Annotated in this window: 15 protein-coding genes and 1 pseudogene; 1 reads left to right on the top strand and 15 read right to left on the bottom strand. The window is 65.7% G+C overall.

The annotated features are described in order from the left end of the window. Window positions 1-324: 324 nt before the first annotated feature. Complete coding sequence (locus tag ACFQ2S_RS18705; RefSeq protein WP_386076815.1) at window positions 325-2,250, top strand: elongation factor G; 1,926 nt, start codon at window positions 325-327, stop codon at window positions 2,248-2,250. A 95-nt stretch (window positions 2,251-2,345) separates the two neighbouring features. Here the strand turns inward: ACFQ2S_RS18705 and ACFQ2S_RS18700 are convergent, their stop codons facing one another. The 15 genes and pseudogenes from ACFQ2S_RS18700 to ACFQ2S_RS18630 form a co-directional block, all read right to left on the bottom strand. Then, on the bottom strand, window positions 2,346-3,824 hold the full coding sequence (locus ACFQ2S_RS18700) for a mannitol dehydrogenase family protein (protein ID WP_386076813.1): 1,479 nt from the start codon (window positions 3,822-3,824) through the stop codon (window positions 2,346-2,348). A gap of 191 nt (window positions 3,825-4,015) precedes the next feature. Continuing rightward, entirely contained in the window at window positions 4,016-4,789 is a 774-nt protein-coding gene (locus ACFQ2S_RS18695; RefSeq protein WP_386076811.1) for an L-iditol 2-dehydrogenase, read from the bottom strand. Then, entirely contained in the window at window positions 4,786-5,790 is a 1,005-nt protein-coding gene (locus ACFQ2S_RS18690) for an ABC transporter ATP-binding protein (RefSeq protein ID WP_386076809.1), read from the bottom strand. Before ACFQ2S_RS18690 ends, ACFQ2S_RS18695 begins: the two co-directional genes overlap by 4 nt. 12 nt (window positions 5,791-5,802) lie before the next feature. Next, window positions 5,803-6,633, bottom strand: coding sequence for a carbohydrate ABC transporter permease (locus ACFQ2S_RS18685; protein WP_089230645.1), 831 nt, complete (start codon window positions 6,631-6,633; stop codon window positions 5,803-5,805). A gap of 10 nt (window positions 6,634-6,643) precedes the next feature. Continuing rightward, entirely contained in the window at window positions 6,644-7,522 is an 879-nt protein-coding gene (locus ACFQ2S_RS18680) for a carbohydrate ABC transporter permease (protein WP_386076807.1), read from the bottom strand. A gap of 124 nt (window positions 7,523-7,646) precedes the next feature. Further along, the gene (locus ACFQ2S_RS18675; protein ID WP_386076805.1) at window positions 7,647-8,954 is read right to left on the bottom strand and encodes an ABC transporter substrate-binding protein; all 1,308 of its coding nucleotides are present in this window, start codon (window positions 8,952-8,954) and stop codon (window positions 7,647-7,649) included. Window positions 8,955-9,059: 105 nt separating this feature from the next. Then, window positions 9,060-10,022: a sugar-binding transcriptional regulator gene (locus ACFQ2S_RS18670; protein WP_386076803.1), complete on the bottom strand. Its 963-nt coding sequence runs from the start codon at window positions 10,020-10,022 to the stop codon at window positions 9,060-9,062. After that, a complete protein-coding gene (locus tag ACFQ2S_RS18665; RefSeq protein ID WP_386076801.1) occupies window positions 10,019-10,705 on the bottom strand; it encodes an HAD family hydrolase in 687 nt (228 codons plus the stop codon). Before ACFQ2S_RS18665 ends, ACFQ2S_RS18670 begins: the two co-directional genes overlap by 4 nt. A 106-nt stretch (window positions 10,706-10,811) precedes the next feature. Then, window positions 10,812-13,325: pseudogene (locus ACFQ2S_RS18660) on the bottom strand (cation:proton antiporter). A gap of 131 nt (window positions 13,326-13,456) precedes the next feature. Continuing rightward, window positions 13,457-14,662 (bottom strand): multidrug effflux MFS transporter, encoded by a 1,206-nt coding sequence (locus tag ACFQ2S_RS18655; protein WP_386076800.1) that lies wholly within the window; start codon window positions 14,660-14,662, stop codon window positions 13,457-13,459. Between the two features lie 29 nt (window positions 14,663-14,691). Continuing rightward, the gene (locus ACFQ2S_RS18650) at window positions 14,692-16,047 is read right to left on the bottom strand and encodes a ferredoxin reductase family protein (RefSeq protein ID WP_386076798.1); all 1,356 of its coding nucleotides are present in this window, start codon (window positions 16,045-16,047) and stop codon (window positions 14,692-14,694) included. A 14-nt stretch (window positions 16,048-16,061) separates the two neighbouring features. After that, on the bottom strand, window positions 16,062-16,277 hold the full coding sequence (locus ACFQ2S_RS18645; protein ID WP_386076796.1) for a 4Fe-4S dicluster domain-containing protein: 216 nt from the start codon (window positions 16,275-16,277) through the stop codon (window positions 16,062-16,064). 14 nt (window positions 16,278-16,291) lie between these two features. Next, window positions 16,292-18,178, bottom strand: a complete 1,887-nt coding sequence (locus ACFQ2S_RS18640; RefSeq protein ID WP_386076794.1) for an FAD-binding protein — start codon at window positions 18,176-18,178, stop codon at window positions 16,292-16,294. Window positions 18,179-18,385: 207 nt separating this feature from the next. Beyond that, window positions 18,386-19,552: a helix-turn-helix domain-containing protein gene (locus tag ACFQ2S_RS18635; protein ID WP_386076792.1), complete on the bottom strand. Its 1,167-nt coding sequence runs from the start codon at window positions 19,550-19,552 to the stop codon at window positions 18,386-18,388. Between the two features lie 109 nt (window positions 19,553-19,661). After that, window positions 19,662-20,531: a DMT family transporter gene (locus tag ACFQ2S_RS18630; protein WP_386076791.1), complete on the bottom strand. Its 870-nt coding sequence runs from the start codon at window positions 20,529-20,531 to the stop codon at window positions 19,662-19,664. Window positions 20,532-20,636: the final 105 nt, after the last annotated feature.

Genomic DNA, 20,636 nt, shown 5'->3' with positions numbered 1-20,636 from the left:
GGGGTCGGACAACGCATCCGCGACCTCGTGACCGACGGTGACGCTTGCGCGAGCGTAAACAGGTGCGCCGGCACGGGAATGTCGCAGGCAAATCGCGATGCCGGGCCTTGACGACCTCCCATGGCTGGGCGGAATACTAGAGGGCCGCGCGGCGCGGTCATCCTGGTGAGCCAGACCGGGAACGTACCGGCCGGGTCACGGGGCAGGATCAGACGGCGGCCAGAGTCCGCGCGGGATCCGGCAAGGTCCGCCCCAAAGAAGCGGGCCAGATCGCGCATCGAGGTCTCCGACCGCCAAACCGGTAACGTTTGGAGGAACTCTAAGATGCGATGCTTCACTGTCCTGGGCCCATCGAGCTCGGGCAAGACGACCCTGATCGAGGCGCTCAGCCAACTCGACTCCAAACCCGTCAAGTCCGAGCTTTCCGAGTTCTTTTCACTGACCGAATTCACCTATCTCGACGAGCCGTGGTGCGCCTTCGACATTGCCGGTGGCGCGGATTACCTCGGCTTCGCCGGCGAGGCGCTGGCCGCGAGCGACGCAGCCATCCTCTGCGTGCCGCCCGATCCCGAGGCGGCCGTGCTTTGCGCCCCTTACCTGCGGCTGATCGAGGAGAGCGGCACGCCCTGCGTGCTCTTCATCAACCGCATGGACATCACGGACAACCGGGTCCGTGACATCGTCGCGGCGCTGCAATCCTATGCGAACCACACGATCATCCTGCGCCAGGTGCCGATCCACGAGGGGGGAGAGATCGTCGGCACCGTCGACCTGATCTCGGAACGGGCCTGGGAATTCCAGGAGGGACAGCCCTCGAACCTCATCGAGATCCCCGATGGCGTGCGCGCGAGAGAAAAGGAGGCCCGCGCCGAACTGCTGGAGCACCTGTCGGATTTCGACGATCACCTGCTGGAAGAGCTGATCGAGGACAAGGCGCCGCCGCGCGACGAGGTCTATGACGTCGCCGCCCACGTGCTGCGCGACAACGACGACATCCCGGCCTTCCTCGGGTCGGCCGCGGCCAAGAACGGCATCACCCGGCTGATGAAATCTCTGCGCCACGAGGCGCCCTCGGTCGAGGTGACGGCAGAGCGGCTGGGGCGAAAGGCCGATGCCATCGGGGTCTTCGCCAGCTTCCGCAAGCACATGGGCAAGGCCGTGGTGATACGGGCCATTGGCTCGGAGGTCGGCGCAGGCGCCAACCTGGGCGGCGCGGGGATTGGCAACCTGAGCGGCATCGACGCCAAGCATCCCGTGCAATCCATTCCCGTGGGCGCGGTGGGCGTTGCGGTGAAATCCGACCATCTGGATGCGGGTTACACCTATACCACCAATGGCCGCGAGGCGTTGGATGACTGGTGCCGCGGGCACCCGCCGAGCCACGCCTGCCTCGTCACTCCGGTGCACGAGAAGGACGACGCGCGGTTGTCCAGCGCGCTCGCCCGCATAGCCGAAATAGATCCGGGGCTTGCAGTAGAGCAGGACGAGGCCAGCGGCCACGCCGCCGTGCGGCTGCAGGGGCCGATGCACCTGCGGCGGATCCAGGCGCAGCTGGAAGGGGATTTCGGGATCTCGGTGGAGACCGCTCCGGTGCCGGCCAGCTATCGCGAGACGATCACCCGGACCGTCCAGCACCAGCATCGCCACCGCAAGCAATCGGGCGGGGCGGGCCAGTTCGCGGATGTCCACATGACCATCGCGCCACGCGCCCGCGGCACCGGCTTTGCCTTTGAAGAGGTGGTGAAGGGTGGGGCGGTTCCGCGCAACTACATCCCGGCGGTCGAGGCTGGGGCGCAGGATGCGCTGGTCCGTGGTCCGCTGGGCTTCCCGGTGATCGATGTTGCCGTCACCCTGACCGACGGCAAGGCGCATTCGGTGGACAGCTCCGACTTCGCGTTCCGCGCCGCGGGCAAGGCCTGCGTCAAGGAGGCGCTCGGGGAGGCCGGGCCGGTGCTGCTGCAGCCGATCGACCAGGTCAACATCCACGTGCCGTCGATCTTCTCTGGCGCCATCGTGACGCTCGTGTCTTCGCTCAAGGGGCAGGTGCTCGGCTTCGATCCGAACCCTGACGCCAAGGGATGGGACATCTTCCACGCGATGCTGCCCGATTCCTCGCTGGACGAACTGTCCCGAGCGCTCGGCGGCGCGGCGCAGGGCACCGCCTGGTTCGAGGCCAGCTTCGACCATTACCAGGAGTTGCACGGCAAGGAGGCGGAAAGGATCAGCGCCGAGGCCAAGGAACCGGCCTGACGGGCACCTTCGGAAAATGAAATTCGCCGGGCAGGTCACTGCCCGGCGTTCTCAGGTGCCGCGACTGCGACGCTCACGTCCAGCCGTGCTTGGCCTCACTCTCCGGCGAGATAGATTTTCAGAGTTTCCGCGGTGCCTTCTTGCCAGAGCGACGTCAACGCTGCGCCGAAGGCGGCGCGGAAGGTCACGTTGCTGGCCACGTCGCCGTAGATGTCTGCCATCTCGAGCCAGGCCATCGGGTCCGTGCGGGCGGCGTGGGCCTGCTGGACCAACCGCTCCCATGCGGGATCGTTCGCCTCGATCTTCGCGCCTTGTTCATCCTCGCCGAAGCAGTAACGGGCCCAGAGCGCGCTGCCGAGCGCCAGGCCGTCGACCCCACGTTCCGCGGCCAGGCAATCGGCGACCGACGGCACGATGAACTTTGGCTGGCGGTTGGAGCCGTCGAAGCAGAGCCGGCGGATCTGATCCTCGATCCGCGGGTTTGCAAAGCGGGACTTGATGAGGTCCAGGTAGTCCCACAGCGACGTATCGGGAACCGGCGGCACGATCGGCACCACCTCGTCGCGCTCCACCTTGTTCATGAAGCCGCCGACGAGCGGGTGGGCCATTGCCTCGTGGGCGTAGGTGCAGCGCAGAAGATGCCCGGCATAGGCGATCAGCGCGTGGCCGCCGTTCAGGATGCGGATCTTCATGTGCTCGTAGGGCGTCACGTCGGCAACGAACTGCACGCCGACCTTTTCCAGTGCCGGGCGGCCGGCCGTGAAGCTGTCTTCGAGAACCCACTGCCGAAACGGCTCGCAGAAGACGGGACGGGCATCGTCCAGACCGTAGGTGTCGCGCAGGTGCGCCTGACGTTCGGGCGTTGTGGCCGGGGTGATCCGGTCGACCATCCCGTTCGGGAAGGCGACATTGGCCTCGATCCAGTCCGCCAGCGCAGGGTCCTGGGCCCGGGCAATGCCGACCACGGCCGCGCGGGCGACCTTGCCGTTATGGGGGACGTTGTCGCAGGACATCACCGTGAAAGGCACCGCGCCGGCGTCTCGCCGCGCCCGCAGGCCCGCCACGATGGCGCCGAAGATCGTCGTTGGGTGGTCGGGGTGGGCGATGTCGGCCTGGATCTGCCGGTTCTTGGGGTCGAAGACGCCGGTGGCGGGATCGATGAAGTAGCCGCCCTCGGTCACGGTCAGCGAGACGATGCGGATGGCCGGGTCTTCCATCGCCTTGAGGATCGGTCCGTGGCCATCCTCGACCTCGGCAAAGCCGCACATCGCGCCGACAACGCGGGCGCTGTCGCCGGAGCCGTCCTGCTCCATCACCGTGTAGAGGCAATCCTGGGACATCAGCGCCTTGCGCTGCTCGGCGTCGTAGCCCATGACGCCGGCGCCGAGGATTCCCCAATCGTCCGAGCCGCCGAGCGCCAGCAGGTCGTCGATATAGATCGCCTGGTGTGCGCGGTGGAAATTGCCCATGCCGACATGCAGGATGCCGGGCGTGACGCCGGCGGGGTCGTAAGCCGGGCGCGCGATGCCTTCCGGCAGGGCGCCGAGCGTTTCGCGGGACAGTTTCGTGGTCATCGGGGCCTCCATTGGGATGGTTGGCAACGCGCCACCATCGCTTTGATCAGTGGGCTCGACCGCGGCGCTGGCGCGGTCGGAGCGGAAAGGTACGGGCGAGCCGGCCGGCTCAGTGTCCGGCGCAGAGGCTCTGTCGTCCCGCCGCGGTCGGGCGGGGCGTTGTCGGTGGCAATCTGGTTCCGAGCGTCATGTCAGCTCATCCACTGGCCGCCATCGACGTTGAAACATTGCGAGACGATGTAGTCGGCCTCGTGCGTGGCGAGGAAGATCGCCATGCCGGTGAGGTCGTCGGCGGTGCCCATGCGTCCATAGGGAACCGCTTCTCCGACTTCCTTCTTCTTCTGGCCCGGGGCCTTGTTCTCGTACTTGGCGAAGAAGGCGTCGACACCGTCCCAGTGCTCGCCATCGACCACGCCGGGCGCGATGGCGTTCACGTTGATGCCGTGTCCGATCAGGTTCAGCCCGGCGGATTGGGTCAGGCTGATGACGGCGGCCTTGGTGGCGCAGTAGACCGCGACCAGCGGCTCGCCGCGCCTGCCGGCCTGGCTGGCCATGTTGATGATCTTGCCGCCACCACCGCGCGCGATCATGTGGCGCGCCACCGCCTGCATGGTGAAGAGCGTGCCGGCGACGTTGACGGAGAACAGGGTGTCGTAGTCGGCGCGCTCGATCTCTACGATGGGCGCGGCGCTGAAGAGAGCCGCGTTGTTGATCAGGATGTCGATCCGGCCGAGCCGTTCCACCGTCTCGGCGACGGCGGCGTCGATGCTGTCCTGCCGCGTGACGTCCATCTCGACGGCAGTGGCGGCGTCGCCGACCTCCGCGGCGGTTTCGCGGGCGCGCGCGATGTTGAGATCGGCTATGGCGACACGCGCGCCCTCCTTCACATAGGCTTCCGCAAAGGCGCGACCGATCCCGCGCGCTGCGCCGGTTATGAGTGCGGTCTTGCCGTCCAGCCGTTTCATCGGATCGCGAGCCCCTCGGCGTCGAACTTGTGCAGCTTGTCGAGTTGCGGCGTGAGATAGATCGCGTCGCCGTGACGCACGGCGATGTCGCCGGTGATGCGCACGGTGACCATGTCCGCAAGGCCGGTGTCGTGGACGTGGATGAACGTGTCCGACCCGAGGTGTTCGGCCACCCCGACCCGGCCCTTCCAGGTGCCCTCGGTCTTGCTGACGTCGATGTGCTCCGGACGGATGCCGATGGTCGTGGCGCCGTGCTTCTGCGCTTCCGCGCCGTCGAACATGTTCATCTTGGGCGAGCCGATGAAGCCGGCGACGAAGGTGTTGCGCGGCTCGTGGTAGAGCTCGAGCGGAGACCCGACCTGTTCGATGTTGCCGGCGCGCAGTACCACGATCTTGTCGGCCATTGTCATGGCCTCGACCTGGTCATGGGTGACGTAGATCATCGTGGTCGCCAGACGCTTGTGCAGCTCGCTGATCTCCAGCCGCATGCCGACCCGCAGGGCGGCGTCGAGGTTGGAGAGCGGCTCGTCGAACAGGAAGGCCGCGGGCTCGCGCACGATGGCGCGTCCGATGGCGACCCGCTGGCGCTGGCCGCCCGACAGCTGGCCCGGGCGCCGGTCCAGATAGTCGGTGAGGTTCAGCGCCTTGGCTGCAGCCTCGATCCGCCGCTTCTGCTCGTCTTCCGGCACGCCAGCCATCCGCATCGGGAAGGCGATGTTCTTGCGAACCGACATGTGCGGATAGAGCGCGTAGGACTGGAACACCATCGCGAGACCGCGCTTGGCGGGCGGCACGTCGGTCGCGTCCTTCCCGTCAATGGCGATGTGGCCCGAAGTGATGTCTTCCAGCCCGGCGATGAGCCGCAGAAGGGTGGACTTGCCGCAGCCCGAGGGGCCGACGAAGACAGTGAACTCGCCGTCTTCGATGGTCAGATCCAGTGGCGGGATGACCTGCACGTCGCCGAAGCTCTTGGTCACCTGGTTCAGTTGAATTTGTCCCATTGGTCAGTTCCCTTACTTGACGGCGCCGAAGGTCAGGCCGCTGACGAGTTGCTTCTGGCTGAACCAGCCGAGAATGAGGATCGGTGCGATGGCCATGGTCGAGGCTGCCGACAGCTTGGCGTAGAACAGGCCTTCCGGGCTGGAGTAGCTGGCGATGAAGGCTGTCAGCGGAGCTGCCTTTGCTGCGGTCAGGTTGAGCGTCCAGAACGCCTCGTTCCAGGCCAGGATCACGTTGAGCAGCAGCGTGCTGGCGATGCCGGGAATGGCCATCGGCGTCAGGATGTAGAAAACCTCTTCGCGAAGGGACGCGCCGTCCATCCGGGCCGCTTCGAGGATCTCGCCGGGGATCTCCTTGAAGTAGGTGTAGAGCATCCAGACGATGATCGGCAGGTTGATCAGCATCAGCACGATGGTCAGGCCGAGGCGGGTGTCCAGCAGACCCAGTTTGATGAACAGCAGGTAGATCGGGTAGAGCACGCCAACCGCTGGCAGCATCTTGGTGGACAGCATCCACAGCAGGATGTCCTTGGTCCGCTTCGAGGGCACGAAGGCCATCGACCAGGCGGCGGGCACCGCGATGATGATGCCGAGGATGGTGGAGCCGCCCGCGATGATGATCGAGTTCCACAGGAAGCGCATATAGTTGGAGCGTTCCATGACCACGCCGTAATTCTCCAGCGTCCAGTCGAAGTTCAGGAATATCGGCGGATCGGCGATCGCCTGCGCTTCGGTCTTGAAGCTGGTCAGGATGGTCCAGAGGATCGGGAAGAAGATGAGCAGTCCGACGATCCAGGCTGCGGTCGTGTTGATGACCTTGCGTTTAGTCGTTGCTGAGCGAGCCATGATGTCCTCCTCACGCGTCCAGGTTCTTGCCGACGATGCGCATCAGGAAGATCGCAACGATATTGGCGAGAATGATTGCATAGACACCGCCCGCGGATCCGAGGCCGACGTTCTGGCTCTCCAGCACGCGCTGGAAGATCAGATAGCTCAGCGTCTTGGTGCCGAATGCGCCCCCGGTGGTGACGAAGATCTCGGCGAAGATGGCGAGCAGAAAGATTGTCTGGATCAGGATGACGATGGTGATGGCGCGGCCGAGATGCGGCAGGATGATATAGAAGAACCGGGACAGCGGCTGAGCCCCGTCCATCTCGGAGGCTTCGAGCTGTTCGCTGTCGAGAGACTGGATGGCGGTCAGCAGGATAAGCGTGGCGAAAGGCAGCCACTGCCACGAGACGATCAGGATGAGAGACGGTAGCGATGCCTGGCTCAACCACTCGACAGGCGCTGCGCCGAAGGCTTTCCAGAGATGCGCGAGAAGGCCGTTGACCGGATCCATGAACATGTTCTTCCACACCAGCGCCGACACGGTCGGCATGACGAAGAAGGGCGCGATGACGAGGATTCGTACGATACCTTGCCCCCACATCGGCTGGTTGAGCAGGATCGCCAGCAGCACGCCAAGCGTCACGGTGATGGCCAGCACGCCGCCGACAATTACCAGCGTGGCGTAGATCGAGGGCCAGAATGCACTGGACGTCACGAACCGGACGTAGTTCTCGAAACCGACCCAATCGAGGCCGTTGGCGAGAGAGTCGCCCCGAAGTGGCAGGTACTTCTTGAACGAGAAGAACAGTGTCATCGTCAGCGGGACGAGCATCCATCCCAGGAGCAGTATGACGGCCGGGGCCATCATCATGCGAGCGGCTGAACGTGAATGTTGGGTTGCCATGGTGACTCCTTCTCCTGTGACGGAACAAAAGCCCGCCGCAACCGGATGTTGGCAAGGGAAGTCGGGGTACGAAGGGCCCGGGGGGCGGCAAGCTGGGCCGCCCCCCGGGGTCGGGGAGGAGAGCTTAGTAGCCTGCGGCTTCCATTGCGTCCGTGGTCAAAGCCTGGGCCTTTTCAAGGGCCTCTTCGACCGATTGCTGACCGGCGTAAACCGCCGAGAACTCCTGGCTGACCTCGGTCGCGATACCGGCGAACTCCGGGATGGCGACGAACTGGATGCCGACGTAGGGCACCGGATCGACCGTCGGGTTGGTCGGATCGGCCGCGTTGATGGAGTCGAGCGTCATCTTGGCGAACGGCACCTTCTGGTACTCGGGGTTGTCGTAGAGAGAGGTCCGCGCACCCGGGGGAACGTTGGCCCAGCCTTCCTTCGCGGCGACGAGCTCGATGTACTCCTTCGAGGTCGCCCACTCGATGAACTGCTTGGCGGCGTCGGCTTTCTGCGTGCCGGCCGGGATCGCCAGCGCCCAGGCCCAAAGCCAGTTCGCCCGCTTGTCGACGCCGTCCTTGTTCGGCGCCAGCGCAAAGCCGACCTTGTCGGCGACGGTCGAGTCATTGGGGTTGGTCACGAAGGATGCCGCAACGGTGGCGTCGATCCACATGCCGCACTTGCCCTGCTGAAACAGCGACAGGTTCTCGTTGAACCCGTTGGTGGCATAGCCCGGAGGGCCAGCTTCCGTCATCAGGTCCACGTAGAAGTTGAGCGCCTCGGCCCATTGGGGCTGATCGAACTGGGCTTTCCAGTCTTCGTCGAACCAGCGAGCGCCGAACGAGTTGCCAGTCACGGTGATAAAGGCGCCGCCTTCACCCCAGCCGGCCTTGCCGCGGAGGCAGATGCCGTTGATCTCGTTGGCGCGGTCGGTCATCGCGATCGCGGCTTCACGGATGAACTCCCAGGTCGGAGCTTCGGGCATCTCGAGGCCGGCCTTCTCCATCAGGTCGGTCCGGTACATGATCATGGAGCTCTCGCCATAGAAGGGCGCTGCATAGAGCGTTCCATCATGGCTGAGACCGTTCCGCATCGCGGGCAGGATGTCGTCGACGTCGTATTCGGCGCTCAGATCATCCAGCGGGATCAGCCAGCCATTGGCGCCCCAGATCGGAGTTTCGTACATGCCGATGGTCATGATGTCGAAAGCGCCACCCTTGGTCGAGATGTCGGTGGTCACGCGCTGGCGCAGAACGTTCTCTTCCAGCGTGACCCATTCGACCTCGTGTCCGGTCTTCGCGGTGAAATCATCCGTATAGCCCTGCATGCGGATCATGTCGCCGTTGTTCACGGTAGCAATGGTGATCGTTTCCGCAGTGGCCGCCGTCGTCAGCGCCGCCACCGCACAAGCGCCCATGAAAAGGGCGTGTGCCTTCAGTCGCATTGGTTTCCTCCCAAATGTGAGCATATGCTCATTTAGTGAGTTAATGCTCATCTAAGGCCGCCCTTAAGTCAAGATGTTTCTCAACCTGCCTGATTTGTGTGCGGCCTACTGGGAGAGGAGCGCTTGGGCCGTCTGCTCGTCGGTAACCAACCCATTGACGATCCTGCCGGATATTGCGCCAAGGATCGCCGGAAGCTTTTCGAGGCCTCCGGCCACGCCGACCACCAGCTTGTCATTGCTGGGCGGATCGACCCGGACTCCGGCCACGCGGCGGTTTGGGCCGGCATCGAGATAGGCTCCCGATTCGTCGTAATACCAGCCCGCGATCTCGCCGATTCCGCCTGCCTTTCGAATCTCGTCGAGCTCTTCTGCCGTGAGGAAACCGTCCTTCAGCATCGGAGCGGAGCCGGAGGCCTGGCCGATTCCCACGAAGGTCACGCTTGCCTTGCGTGCCATCGCGATGTTTCGTCGTACCGGTCCCAGCGAGTGAAACAGCTCGCGTTCGTCTTCTGACGAGGCGAGCACCGGCAGCGGCATCGGGTATTGCCGCGCGCCCACCCGGTCGGCCAGCCGCATCAGCACGTCGAAATGCGAGGCGGAGCCGTCGGGCGAGATATTGCCATTGAGCGAGACGATCTGGTGATGTGCGCCGTTTAGCGTCGGAACCTGTTCCACCGCCGCGCGCATGGCGCGCCCGGTGCCCACCGCGACGATCAGCGGCTCCTCGACGCTCAGGATCCGTTCGATCTCGGCGGCGGCGATTGGCGCGATCGCATGCAGCGGCTGCGCGCCCTCGCCGAGGCTCGGCGCCACCCGGCACAGCCGGAGGCCGCGACGGACGAACTCCGCCTCCATCTCAAGGCAACGCGCGATGCGATGGTCGAGATGGAAGTGGATCAGCCCTTCCGAAACGGCGCGCGCAACGAGACGCTGGGCGCGCTGACGCGAGATGCCGAGTTCCTGCGCGATCTGGTCCTGGGTCTTCTGACCGACGTAGTAGAGCCAGGCCGCACGGGCGGCCTGATCGAGCGGTGTTGCCTCGAAAACGGCGGCCTTCAGATCGTTCATGGGGTGACCCCATCGGACTTGAGATGCGGAACAGGGTGATAGAAATCGGCAAAAGATGCAAATGTCCTGTGCGGCGCGGCCCCGTTTGCGGTGGGCTGCGGGGGGATGTCCTGCATGTGGCTGCCTCCCAGGAATTGCCAGACCTGCATGCCCGCGGCGAGCCCCGCGCGCACCCCGTTCATGCTGTCTTCGATCACCAGGCAACGTTCCGGACTTGCCCCCATCTGCCTGGCGGCAAAGAGAAACAGATCCGGCGCGGGTTTTCCGTTCGCGACCTGCGACGCGGTGAACGCCCGGCCCGCGAAGGTCTCGGTCAGGCCGACAAGATCGAGCGACATCGCCAGCCGTGCCGGGCTGGAACTGGTCGCGAGGCAGAAGGGCGTGGCGAGCGAGACGAGCACGTCGCGCACTCCGGGGATGATCCGCAACTCGCGTCGAAACGCCTCGAGCAGGCGCTGCCGATACTCGGCCTCGAACCTGTCGGGCAGTGCGAGTCCGAACTCCTTGCGGATCTGCTGGAGCACGACGGGATAGCTGCGGCCGAGGAAATGACGGCGTACATAGTCGATGTCCACATCGATGCCCCAGACCGCAAGTTCGGCGACCAGCATTCGTGCCGAAATCAGCTCGCTGTCGATCAGGACACCGTCACAGTCGAAAATGACCAGATCGATCTCTGGCATGAAAGGGTCTCCGTCCCCGACGTTGCAGCGCCCGGACGAAACGCCCGGCCGGAGGCCGCAGACTTACGGATTTGTCGTCCGCCCGCAACCGCTTGCGCCACCTTGGTCAGGCTTCGCCGACGTCGTCCATCAGCAAAGTGTCAGGATCGATCCCGCGTTTCTCGGCGCTGGCGCGCACCGCCTCCCGCAGGGCGGCGCTCCGGTTGAGCAGGCGGCGGAAGCGTGCCTCGTCCAGCACGAGCAGGGTCGAGGGCGCGATGGCCCGCACATCGGCGCGATGCGCCTTGCGCATGAGGATCGACATCTGGCCGAACATCTCGCCGCGTCCGAGCCGCCATGTCTGGCCGGCCATTTCCAGCTCCACCGCGCCGGAGGCGATGAAATAGACGCTCTTCGCCGGCGTGGACTTGCGGAAAAGGACCTCACCGGCGTTGACGTAGCGCGTCTTGAGCGCACGGCCGAGACGCTTGAGCGTGGATTCCTTGAGATCTGTGAAGAGCGGGAACTGCCGCACAAGCTCGATCCTCTGCAGCGCGATGTCGAGCCGCGGGCGCTCCTCAGCCGCAGCTCGGCGGGTGGCGACGTCTTGCATCAGGGCTGTGTAGACCTCGGCCCCGATCAGCCCGTCCTCCCGCATGGCGGCGTATTCGCGTTCCTCTAGCCGCAGCGCCGTGCGACGGATGAAGCGGCGTTCCAGTTCTTCGGCATAGCCGGGGTATTGCAGGCGCAGCCCTTCCAGCGCCGTCTCCACCGCCTCGATCCGGCGCGCCAGCAACTCGCGAAGCAGGTCGGCAACCCGGCGCCCGTGGATCCGGCGGATGCGGCCCTCGATGAAGGTGCCGAGGTCGCGCAGGATCAGGCGCTGAGACAGCAGCAGTTCGAACCGGTCGGCCGTCATCCGCGCGAGCGGGCCGGAAAGACCGAGGCGGCTGTGCTGGATGACCGCGGCCCGGAACACCGTGCCATAGGCGACGCTCTTGCGCGCGGCGCGCTGGTAGCCGCTCCGGCCGCCGCTGTGCGCGCCCTCGATCAGCTGGTCGGCATTCGCGAGCACCTGCTCGGCCATCCGTGCCGAGATCGTCCGTTCCCGCATGCGGGCGAGGATCGTGTCACGCTCGTGGCCGGCCAGCGCGATCAGCCCCAGGGTGATGCGGTCGCGGTCCAGGATGTCGGCGCTTTCCTCTGCCGTCTTGACCGCCGCGTCCAGCCGTTCGCCGAAGCGGATGGCCTCGGAGCGCACGATGTCGTGGGCGAGGTCGTAGTTCTCTGTGCTGCGCGCCACGTCCTCGCGCACCGTCTGCAGCGCCACGGCGACCACCTGCCGCGACAGCGCCTCGTCGATCGGCGACAGCCGGTCCAGCCCGAGCCACCCGATCACCGAACGCAGCGTGGTGCCCTGCACGATCAGCGTGAAGAGCGTGAAGCCGGTGGCCAGGATGCCGACCAGCCGCTTGATCTCGACCGGGACGAGGATGCTTTCGGTTACGGCCAGCGCCAGGGCGAGGGTCACCGCGCCCCGGAGCCCGCCCCACAGGATCGCGACGCGGTAGGGGCGCTCCACCGCGGGCGACGCGCGAAGCAGGGTCAGCAGCGGCAGCAGCCCGAACAGGATCACCGCCCGTGCTGCAATGGCGGCGACGATCACCACGCCCACCAGCACGAAATCGGCCGCCCGGACCTCTTCCAGCAGGCGCGGGATGAGCAGGGCGGCGAGAATAAAGATCAGCGCCCCCGCCCAATGGGCCAGCACCGCCCAGAGCTCGCGCAGGTTGGTCCAGGATTGCGGGGGCAGGCGGCCGGGGCCGGTCAGGTTGAGCGTCAGGCCCGCCGCGACCACCGCGATCACGCCCGAGGCGCCGACGATCTGTTCGGCGCCGATATAGGCCAGGTAGGGCAGGGCGACGGAGAGCGAGATTTGCGCCAGCTCGTGACGGCCGAACAGCGACATCAGCCAGACGGCAAAGCGCGCCGCGATCCAGCCGGTGACGGCGCCGCCCACGATCAGCATCGGAAACTGCGTGAGCGCATCGCCGAGATCTGGATCCGGCATCCCGAGCATCACGAAGCCCATGAACAGGCCGAACAGCGCGATCGCGGCGGCGTCGTTCAGCAGGCTTTCGCCCTCGATGATCCGCGCCAGCCGACGGGGGGCGGAGAGCGACCGGAAGATCGAGACGACCGCCGACGGGTCCGTGGTGGAGACGATGGAGCCGATCAGCAGGCAGGCCGCCAGCGGGATCGTGCTTGTCCAGGAGAGCGCATAGCCGACCCCCAGCGTCGCCACGACGACAGCGACCACCGCCAGCACGAGGATGGGCACCCAGTCGTCGACCATCCGGCGGATGTCCATCTCGATGGTCGCCTAAAAGATCAGCGTCGGCAGGAACACGTAAAGGAACACGTTGGACCGGATCGGCAGCCCGAGGATCGCCTCGGCGACCGGGTTCAGCGCATCGGTCAACTCGGTCCGCAAAAAGAAGGTCGCGCCGACCCCGATCAGGACCCCGAGCACGGCCAGGATCACGCTGTAGGGCAGCCGCAACCGCGCCGCGAGCGGCTCGGCCGCGCCGATGACGAAGAAGAGCGACGCGATGACGGTGGTGACCAGAACGATATCCATTTGGACGACCTAACCGGATTTGATGGCCAGCGGAATTGGCAAGTCTGTCCATAAGCCCCGGACATGAGCGGCTTTCCGCATCCTGCGGGCGAGAGGGGCTGAACCGGCCATCGGGCAAGGCCCAATCACTGTCAGCCGGGCCGCGTGACCTTCTCGGCGACAAAGGGCCGGTTTCGGACCGCGAGCCAGAGGATTGCGCAGACCGTCCCGATCGTGATGAACAGCGTTCCGAGCGTCTGGATCAGGTCGTCGGAATGGGCGGCGACAATCTGGACCCCGCCAGCGCCCAGCATTATCGTGACGAAATTGATCAGAGCGGCCGCCGATCCGGTGTCCCGCTGCTGCTGTTCGAGCATCAGGTTCGCGCCCGGCACCCGCAACAGGATCACCGCGACGGTCGAGACCGCTGCCACCCCGGCGAACAGGAAGGGCGAGAGGGGGCCGATCAGGGCGATCATCGTCCCGCCGAGCACCACAACCGAAAAGGCTGCGAGGATCAGGGTCTGAACCGGGATGGTTCGCGACAGGCGCATGTAGAGCGTCGGGCCGGCAAGGGCGCAGGCGGCGTTGAAGGCGAAGATCAGGCTGAAGGCCTGCTCCGACATCCCGAAATTACCGATGTAGACATCGGCGGCGCTGCCGATGAAGGACATCAGGCACATCGGCGCGAGGCCGAAGATCAGCAGCAGGCAGGCGAAGCGCGGGTTGCGCATCACCGTGCCCAGCCGCGCCCAGGACGTCAGCATGGAGCCGTCGTACCTCTTCTCCAGCGTCTCCCGGAACAGCGTCACCAGCACCGCCGCGCAGCCGCCGAACAATGCCAGCACCAGGAACAACGCCTGCCAGGAGGCGATCCTGAGCAGGAAGGCCCCGAGCACGGGCGCGATCATCGGGGCGATGATCACCAGCGACATCACCGTTGCCATGATCCGTTCCCGCTCCCTGCCGTCATAGAGATCCTTGACGATGGACGTCTGCACCACCGTCACCGCGCCGCCGCCGATCCCCTGCAAGGTCCGGAAAGCGATCAGGCCCTCGATGCCGGTCGAGAGCACGCAGCCGAGACAGGCCAGGATATAGAGCGCGAGCCCGATCAGCAGGATCGGCTTGCGGCCGTATTTCTCGCTGAGAGGCCCCCAGAACAGCATCCCGCAGGCATAGGCGACCATGTAGGCGCCCAGCGTCAGGTTGACGGTGCCGCGGCTGGTCTGGAAGGCCTCCACAAGCTGCGGCAGGGCCGGCAGGTAGAGGTCCATCGTCATGGGCGGAAAAGCCGCGAGGATGATCAGGAGAAACAACATTCCCCTGCGGCCCAGCAGCGGCTGCTCGGTTTTCATGATCTGTGTCTCCTGCACGGGAATGCCGCCTAGAACGCCAGTTGCTCGAAACGGATATGCCGACGGGGCACGCCGAGCGATTTCAGTGTGCGGACGACAAGGCGCGTCATCTGGGGCGGGCCGCAGACGTAGAAGGCGGCCTTGGCGATCTGGTCGGCGTCGAGTTTGCGGGAAAGGACCATCCGGTCGATGAGGCCGCGCTCGGCGCTGTCGCCGGCGTTCTCGAGCACCAGCGTCGCCTTGAAGTCGGCCATCTGCGCCTCGGCGGCGGCGATCTCGTCCCGCGCCACCACGTCTTCGGGATTGCGGCTGCCGTAGATCAGCCGAACCCGCCGCGTGCAGCCCTGGTCCCGCAACGCGCGGAGCAGGCCGAGGATCGGGCCGATCCCGACGCCGCCGGCGATCAGCACGATGTCCTGCGACGCGGCATTCTCCAGCGTGAAGTCACCGAAGGGCCTGTCGAGATAGACCCTCTGCCCGGGTGCGAGTCTGGCCAGGTCCGAGGTGTAGTCGCCGAGATTGCGGACCACGAAGGAAAGCCGCGGCAGGTCCCGTGGGGTGGAAGCGATCGATAACGGGTGCTCCGTCAGATTACCCGCATGGCCGCTGGTGTTGATCCAGGCGAACTGGCCTGCCCTGAAATCGAACGGAAAATCGCCGTCCTTCTCGATGGTCAGCAGCGTGTCCCGGGCGCTGGCCCGCTCGACGGCGGCCACGCGGAAAGGGCGCCGCGCGCGCCGGTAGGGGTGCCACAGGTAGGTGTCGAGCAGCGAGGCGACGGCCGCGGCGCAGAGCGCGATCCACATCGCGTCGTACCAGTGGTTGTAGACGCCGTGGCGACCGTTGGTGATGGCGTGCAGCGTGGCGAGCACGGCCACAACGGCAAATCCGACACCGTGCGACAACCGCCACGCTTCGTAGCTCATCGGCAGGCGGTCCTTGAAGACCGAGGTCAGAACCAGCACCGCCATCAACGCCATCGCGTAGACGCCCGTGGCGGTCTCGGGCGCGGTGAAGGTCAGCCAGATGTCCGAGGCCGCAAGCTGCGGCGCCACGATGAAGCGCGGCAACACGATCAGGAACGGGTGCAGGACGAACAGCGCCGCGATCCATTGTCCGGCCTTGCGGTGCAGCAGCATGGACTGGTCCAGCCCCGCGCGGCGCACGAACCAGCCGATCCGGCCCGCCAGCACGAATTGCAGTAACATGGCCGCCAGCCCCGCGACGGAGAGCGCGGTGACAAGCTCGGTGTAGACGTTGCGGATCTCCAGACCCTGGCTGAGCGCGAGGCCGTAGGGCAGCAGCACCAGCGCAGCGAGCCACACCAGCAGGCGGGGGAGGGTGACGGCGCCAGAGCGGGGCGTGGCGATGGAAATGTCAGTCATGTCGATATGCTCCCTCAGGCCCAGGAAACCAGGGGCGGGATAAATTTGTCGGGTGTGAGCGTGATGGCGTCCACCGGGCAGGCGAGCCGGCAGAGGTGGCAGATCTGGCAGGCCTCCTGGTGCGCGATGAAGGCCAGGCCCGTGTCCGGGTCCATCCTGAGCACGTCGGTCGGGCAGGCCTTCACGCCGTTCTCGCACCCGGTGCAGCCGTGGATACGTTCGATTGGCATCTCTGGTGTCTCCCTCAGCCGGCCTGACCCGTGGCGCGGAATGCGTCCTCGCCGGGATAGGATCGGGGGTAGTTATCGCGGTAGCTGGCGGATGCGTCGGGCTTCCACTCTTCGGGCAGCATATGCTTGGCGGTCTGCATGGTGCCGTCCGAGCCCTTGCGCATCAGCACCCAGCAATGCCAGTCGTCGTCGTTGCGGGCCGGGTAGTCCTCGCGGAAGTGCGTGCCGCGGCTTTCGGTGCGGAAGAGGCCCGCGCGCAGCTTCATCTCGGCATTGAGCAGCATGTTGGCCGTCTCGTGGGCCAGCCGAAGCTCGTGCCCGGAGTTTGCGATCAGGTTCGGCACCACATGACGGCGCAGGTACTCGATCGACGACAGCGCACCCGCCAGCCGGCGTTCCTCCTTGATGTAGAGGATGTGGAAGGGCGTCATCGCGCCCTGCAGCACCTGCGTGACCCAGTCGGGCGAATAGCCCTGCTGGCGTTCGCGCGGTGCCCACATGGCGGCGATCTTCGTGTCGATCTCCGATTGCGGAACCTCGGAGGTCGACATCGCGGCCACGGCCTCGCTGGCAAAGCGGGCCGCGCGCCGCCCCTGGATGGCGGAGCCGTAGGAGGAGAAACCTCGCCCCGGATAGGACGCGCCGCAGAGCATCGAGCCGAGTGCGTCGCCCGCGGCGTAGAGCCCTTCGACCCCGTCGGCCTTGCAGGTGTAGTCCGCGCAGAAGACCCCTTCGGACTTGTGCACGCCCATCCCGGCAGTAGAGCCGCCGACGGAATAGCCCTTGTCCAGCCCGCTGCCGGGGGGCGGCCCTTCCGGCGGCAGGCCGAAATCGAGGATCAGGTCCTTCCGCGCGAGGAACCCCTTGCCCTTGTAGACCAGGTTCTGTTCGGCGGATTTGGCCATGGCTTCGAATTCGGGGGGCATGCCGCCGATTTCGCCCGGACCACCCGCCGCGCCGCCCGGCGGGCCGCCACGGCGGGAGACGCCGCTCTCCGCGGCCTGAAGCGCGCTGTCGATGGTCAGACCGCCGGATTCCCGGCCCGGCGGACCCACCATGATGAAGGCGCCGGTCACATCCTGCGCCCAGCTCCAGTTCTGGTACGAGGCCGCGGAATAGGTCGAGAAGGTGCCGTGGGTGTCGTGGAATTCCTTGCCGGTGATCGCCGCACCGGCCTCGTATGCCATCGCGTCGCCGTCGAAGGTCTGGCCCCAGTTGGGGAAGCCCGGGCTCTTGTAGGCGCCCGCGCCGGTGCACAGGATCGTGGCCTTTGCCGTCACGGTCACCGCGCAGCATTCCTGAGACGTATCGTCGAAGGTGAAACCCACCGCGCCGGCGACACGGCCGGCCGCATCCTTGAGCAGGCTTGTCACCATCACCCGCTCGACGATCTCGACGCCATTCTCCTCCAGAACCCGGCGGAACACCCTTGAGCGTTCGAAGGGCTTGCACCGGCTCGCGCCCCAAGCGTCGAGCGTGTCGAGGATCGAGAGCGACTCGTCCATGAAGATGTCGAACCAGCCGCGGTCGTTGATCCATTCGCAATTGGTGGACATGTTCTCCATCCACTCGTCGCGGTCATAGATCGCCGGGTCAAAGGGCCGGCTGTCGGAGGCCCAGGGCGAGAGGCCGGACCAGCCGACCGACCCCTTGTCGAGCATCAGGACGCGCTGGCCCTTCTGGCTGGCCTCGACGGCGGCGAAGGTGCCGGCAAATCCGCTGCCGATCACCAGCACGTCGGTGTCGTAGCTCTCCTTCACCGACTGGCCCATCGGACGGGCGCCGAGGTTGCGGATGACTACGGGTGCGGCGAGGGCGGTGGCGCCGACCGCGCCGATGGTCAGCAGGTCGCGCCGCGAAAGGGTCGAGAAGGGCGTGCGCCCCGGGGGATTCCTGGTCATGTGGTGTTCCTTGGGCTGGGACACGGGCCGCATGGGGCCCGCCGCGCGTCGTGGCTCGCGGGAAGCTCAAGGGTCAGATACGCAACGCTGGAGCGCAGGTCGTTCGGCCCGCTGATCCCGAACCGTAGTCGGGGCCGGACGCAGGTTCGAATTTGGTGGTTGTGCAGAAAAAGTCTTTGGATTCAGGTGTCTGATCGAGCCGCTGAATCAGGACGCCCGCTCTCGATATTGCGAGGGCGTCATGCCGGTCAGGCGCTTGAATGCCGTGTTGAAGGTCGACTTGGAGTTGAACCCGCAGTCGTAGGCGATCTCCAGCAGCGTCCGGTCGGCGGCTTCGGGGGCACGCAACGCCTGCTTCACCGTTTCGATCCGGTATTCATTGACGAAGAGGTAGAAGTTCTTGCCGTAGCGTTCGCTGATGACCTGCGTCAGGTGGTGGCGCGGCACGGCCATGCGCTTGGCGAGTTTCTCGATGGTCAGTTCGGCGTCCAGATAAGGTTGCTCGCCATGCATGTAACTTTCCAGCCGCTGAGCGATCTTCTCCGCACGCTCCTCGGTCAGGCCGGACCGGCTGTAGCGGGCATGGGATCCGTCGTCGGGCGTGTTTACGCGCGGTTCGGTCGGCTCGGGCATGAAGGCGGTTTGCTGTGCGGCGGTCCGTTTCGGGTGGGTTAACTGTGCCGAGGCGGCCTCGGAATGGCGGTCGAACACCTGTATCTGCCGCAGGCCAAAGAAGCTCAGCACGAGGATGAAGGCGACGAGCGCGGCGATGTGGATGTCGAGCAGGGTAGGCATCGACAGGGCCGAGCCGAGGAAGAGCAGCAGGAACACGCAGAACACGCCGAGCGTGATCCAGTAGAGCCAGACCAGCGTGATCCGGCTCGACAACTCGGAGAAGTGATCGACAACTTCCTTCCCGTGCTGGTGCAGGCGCCGGACCACCCCCCCGGTATAGACGAGGAGCAGCAGGAGGTTCACCGCACCGATGATCCGCACGGTGGCGCCGAAGGCCGCGGCGTCCGGGTTCGGCAGCGCGGGCTTCCAGCCGGAAATCAGCTGCACCACGCTCACCGCGCTGAAGGGCAGGAAATGCAGGAGGTGCGCTCGCTTCAGCCGCCCGATATCGCCCGTGAGGGTCTCGACATAGAGCCAAAGGAACGGCCCGTAGGTGAGCGGGTAGATCAGGTTGGATTGCAAAACCGGGATCGATATGCCTTCCAGCCGCCGGCCGGCAATCCCGGACAGCAGCGGCAGCGCCATGAAAACCATCCAGACGGCGAGAACCTTGTCGTTCAGCGTCCGGTCGCGCTTGGTGGCGAGGAAGATCGCGGTGAAGGACGCGTGCACGGCCCCGATGTAGATGAGTTCTTCCATCCTGTTCAGCCGCCGGCTTGAAAGGTAACGCGCCCGGTGATCCCACAGATCCCCCTGTGCCGCAATCGGCATTCCCCCGCACCCTCGCGGCCCGGCAGCAATTCGAGCGTCACCGGGCGTTGACCGAGCGCTCGCGCATGAAGGTATAGAGGCCGCTGCCCACGATGATCAGCGCGCCAAGCAGCATGATCGGCTGCGGCACTTCGCCAAAGAACAGGAAGCCGTAAAGAATGCCGAAGACCAGCGAGACATAGCGGAACGGAGAGATCACCGCGATCTCGCCGAAGCGCATGGCCAGCACCATGGCCAGGTAGCCGACGAGCAGGAAGCAGGCGCCGGCAAAGATCAGGCCGAGCTGTGTTGGCGTCACCGGCGTCCAGGTGCCTTGGATCAGCAAGATCGCGCCGCTCAGAACCAGCAGCGCCGCCGACCCAAGGGCAGCGAGCACGGAAGCGGGGACGCTCGCGCCCAACATGCGGGTCACGATGTCTCTGACGCAGATGCAGGCCACGGCCAGCAAAACGAAGGCAGAGCCCGGCCCGAAGGCCTCCGACCCCGGCCGGGCGATCAGCAGGACACCGGCAAAGCCCGTGGCGATGGCGATCAGGCGGCGCGGCCCGATCGGCTGGGCGAGAAAGACCGCGGCGGCCAGTGTCACGGCGAGCGGCTGTAGCTGGAAGATCGCGGTGCCGGTGCCGAGCGGCATCATTGTCAGGGCGATCATGTAGAAACAGACGATGCCGCATTCGCCGAGCGTGCGCAGGGTGATCAGCCGGGTCTCGCGCGGGGACGGGCGCGCGCGAAATGCGCCGTCGTGCAGCGCGAGCGCCACGAGTCCGATGGTCATGAAGATGTGGCGAATGAAGATGACCTGAAACAGTGGCATCTCCTGCGCGAGGCTCTTCACCACCGTATCCGAGGTCAGCATGGTGGCCATCGCGAGAACCATGAACAGGATACCGCGGGTATTTTCGTTCATCTTGAGCGCTTTCCGAGCTGGCGCCGGCCAAGCCGGTCGGCTGCGTTATGCGGTCGCCCGGCGGGATCGGCAACGGTCGATCGGTCGCTTTCCGAAAGCGCGGCG

This window comes from Tropicimonas aquimaris (assembly GCF_042676185.1).
GTDB lineage: Bacteria > Pseudomonadota > Alphaproteobacteria > Rhodobacterales > Rhodobacteraceae > Tropicimonas > Tropicimonas aquimaris.
Note: the sequence above shows the minus strand (reverse complement) of the source record. Positions and strands in the feature narration are given on the sequence as shown.